Raw genomic sequence first — 3,435 nt, forward strand, 5'->3', positions numbered from 1 at the left:
CGTATAAACACGCATGCTTTCACTCCTTCTTATTGATCTGAGCTACGTATTAATAAACATATGCCAGATGTAAAGGAGATAGACCCTTGTTCGTCCAATACTTCATTACTTGTAAAGCGGGAAATGCCCATTTCAATCGTCTCATCGCTGACATTATATTTCATACCTGCTAACGTCACGTGTTTCACGCTTCCTTGAAAGGCAAAAAAAGATACAAATGGAAACTGTTGATCCTTCGTTAACTTGGTTACACCAGGAGTCAACAGCTTCATTTCATTCCATTTGTTGCGTATTGTAAATTGAATGGAGGGATTGTCCGTTTGAAAACGATAAACGCTGTTAAGCACAGCCATAAAGTGATCTAATCGGCCACCCGTCACACCCGTCAGTACAATATGATCCGGTTCGAAATTCAATGACTCATCGATTGCTAAATCGGTATCCGTTTCATTCTTTTCTGCAGGTGCAACTTTCACTGACGCCACTTGGTTTTTTAATTTCGAAAATTCTTCCGGTGACAATGAATCAAAATCACCTATAGCCACGTCCGGAAGAATTCCACTTTCGATTAAATAAATAGCACCTTTGTCTGCACCGATAAAAATAATTTCATCGTTATTTTTTAAGGTCGCAAAATCAGCTAATTCATCAGCTGGTCCACCTGCGCAAATTACTGCCGTCTTCATCCGCGGATTGCTCGTTCGCCTGCTTCTTTAATTTCCTGTAATGCAGCAGTACGATCCGTTTTACTGTAAATTGCTGAACCGGCTACAAAAATCGTCGCGCCTGCCTCTGCACAAGGAATAATGGTCTCAGCATTAATACCACCATCAATTTCAATTTCAATATTCAATCCTTTTTCTTTAATTATGTCAGAAAGTTGTTGAACTTTCGGAACGACCGAATGAATGAACTTCTGTCCACCGAAACCTGGATTGACCGTCATGAACAACACCATATCGATGTCGTCAAGAATATGTTGGATGCTTTCAACCGGCGTATGTGGATTTAATACCACACCTGGTTTCACTCCAAACGAACGGATTAATTGAATGGTACGGTGAAGGTGAGTACACGCTTCAACATGAACCGTAATGTAATCGGCACCAGCTTTTGCAAATGACTCAATATACAAATCCGGATTTTCAATCATTAAATGAACGTCTAAAGGAAGATCCGTTACAGGTCTTAAAGCTTCCACCACAATTGGACCCATCGTTATGTTAGGCACGAAATGTCCGTCCATTACATCGATATGGATTAATTCCGCACCAGCTTTTTCGACTTCTATTACTTCTTCAGCCAATTTCGAAAAATTAGCAGCAAGGATAGATGGAGCAATTTTTATCATTTTAATACCTCGGCTTTCGATCGTTTATTTCATCTAAAAACTTCATGTAATGTTTGTATCGATAATCTTTAATTTCTCCGGTTTCAAGTGCAGCAAGAACTGCACATTTCGGTTCACTTATGTGTAGGCACCCTCTGAATTTACATCGTTCTGACGCCTCGCGGAATTCAGGAAAACAATCGGATAACTGCTCTTTTTCAATCTCTTCGAAATCAAAGGAACTGAATCCCGGAGTATCCGCTAGTAACCCCTCACATACTTCTAAAAGTTCTACATGGCGAGTCGTATGTTTCCCCCGTCCAAGGGCTTCCGAAATAATCCCTGTCTTTAAATTCAACGATGGCAGCACTGTATTTAACAGTGTAGATTTTCCTACACCGGATTGTCCTGCCAAAACGCTGATTTTGCCTTTCAGGATCGGAGCGATATTGGACACCAGATCATCATCATCCTTATAGGTTTCAAGCATTTCATATCCAATCGCACGATAATCATCCAAATRAGGCTGGATTTTACTCATCTCTTCTTCAGAAAGTAAATCTGTTTTTGTCAGACAAATAATTGGCTCTACATTAAATGACTCCACGACAACAAGAAAGCGATCCAGCAATAATGGATTGAAATCGGGTTCAGTCAGGGAAAACACCAGTAAGGCTTGGTCAATATTGGCAATAGGTGGGCGTACGAGTGCATTTTTACGTTCATGCACCACTGTTATCGTGCCGTCTGAACCGCTTTCCACTTCATAATCGACAAAGTCCCCAACTAGCGGGTTAACACCACGATTTCTGAATACACCGCGTCCACGGCATTGTATAAATTGTTCTCCGTCCTGAACATAGTAAAATCCACTAAGTGCTTTTCGTATTTGTCCTGTTGGCATTGTATACCTCCCTATTCGAAGCTGTCATACTCGATTATTTCATCTACGATGACTTTCGAGTCGACCATTATTCGATATGCTCCTTTTTGTCCTTCTTCAATTTTCAATTGAATTTGTTGCTTTTTGTTTTCGGTGAGTACATATTCCTCTACTGGTTCTGTCAGTGAGTGTGTTTGATCTTGCAGATAAATTCGTACGATCTGCTCAGTGCCCGGATCATCTGGTTCATATGGGATTTCTACTGTTGTCACAAACGTTTTAATTTGTTTGGCGGCAGGACCTTTTGATAAAACGATTTCAATCGAACTGCCTAGTTCAAGTTTTGTGCCTGCAACTGGATTTTGTGAAATGACAAATCCTTCCGGTACATCTTCAGAATACTCTTCTTTAATGATGCGAATATCAAACCCGGATGATCGAGCATAGTCATTCAACGTTTTCTCGTTGTATTGTCTTCTCAAATCAATCACACTTTGCAACTCCGGTCCTTTACTCACAGTGAAAACAAGATCGGTCTCATCCGGAATGACTTCGGAGAACTCAGATGGACTTTGAGAGATAATGCGCCCCTCAGGCTCATCCGAGAATACTTCGTCTGCTTTGATGGACTTGAATTTTTGCGAAGCCAGTAATTCTTTCACTACGTTGTATTCACGTCCGGCATAGTCTGCAAGCGTCACTGACTCTTTCCCACTTGAAATAATGAATTCAATTTCAGTTGCTTCTTCCCGGATTTTTCCTGCTTGTGGGATTGTCCGAATAACTTGGCCTTCCTCAACTTCTTCCGACGATTCCTGTTTTTCATTTCCTGCAATGAATCCAACTTCTTCCACCTTATCGATTGCTTCACTTAATGGCAAATTCGCTACGTCCGGAACTTCGATTTTTTTGGGACCAAATATCCCTGGAAATGCCACAACAATTACTAAACCTGCAAGCAATAAAAATGCAAGAATGCCCACTATCCATGGCCATTTTTTCTTCTTCTTTTTTTCTTCCACAACGGGAGGTACTACCACCGGTTCTTTTTTAAGATGTTTTGTCTTTGCTAATGAATCGTAACTAGCATCTTTGATGACCGGCATTGCTTTTGTAGCCCCATCATCATCTAAAGGAATCTCAAAAGCTTTCTCATTTGCGCGCTCTTCCGATAAAACATTTTGCAAATCTCGCTGCATTTCTTCTACATTCTGATAACGGT

Annotated in this window: 4 protein-coding genes; all 4 read right to left on the reverse strand. The window is 40.7% G+C overall.

Going from position 1 to position 3,435, the window contains the following annotated elements; genetic code table 11:
* Positions 1–29: 29 nt before the first annotated feature.
* Positions 30–686, reverse strand: a complete 657-nt coding sequence (locus AC1DSB_RS16630) for a thiamine diphosphokinase (RefSeq protein ID WP_477531026.1) — start codon at positions 684–686, stop codon at positions 30–32.
* Positions 683–1,351 carry a ribulose-phosphate 3-epimerase gene (gene rpe, locus AC1DSB_RS16635; protein WP_016427729.1) on the reverse strand — a complete coding sequence of 223 codons (669 nt, stop codon included), beginning with the start codon at positions 1,349–1,351 and terminating at the stop codon, positions 683–685. The genes AC1DSB_RS16630 and rpe overlap by 4 nt, the downstream gene beginning before the upstream one ends.
* A gap of 1 nt (position 1,352) precedes the next feature.
* Positions 1,353–2,234: a ribosome small subunit-dependent GTPase A gene (gene rsgA / locus AC1DSB_RS16640; protein WP_477587149.1), complete on the reverse strand. Its 882-nt coding sequence runs from the start codon at positions 2,232–2,234 to the stop codon at positions 1,353–1,355.
* Between the two features lie 11 nt (positions 2,235–2,245).
* Positions 2,246–3,435: PASTA domain-containing protein (locus AC1DSB_RS16645; protein WP_477587150.1), on the reverse strand; the 1,190-nt coding region annotated here is incomplete at its 5' end.

The sequence above is a fragment of the Paenisporosarcina sp. P4_E4_2 genome, from assembly GCF_056401595.1.

Coding starts and splice junctions, on each gene's coding strand:
- AC1DSB_RS16630 (WP_477531026.1), bottom strand. CDS start 686: ATGAAGACGGCAGTAATTTGCGCAGGTGGACCAGCTGATGAATTAGCT.
- rpe (WP_016427729.1), bottom strand. CDS start 1,351: ATGATAAAAATTGCTCCATCTATCCTTGCTGCTAATTTTTCGAAATTG.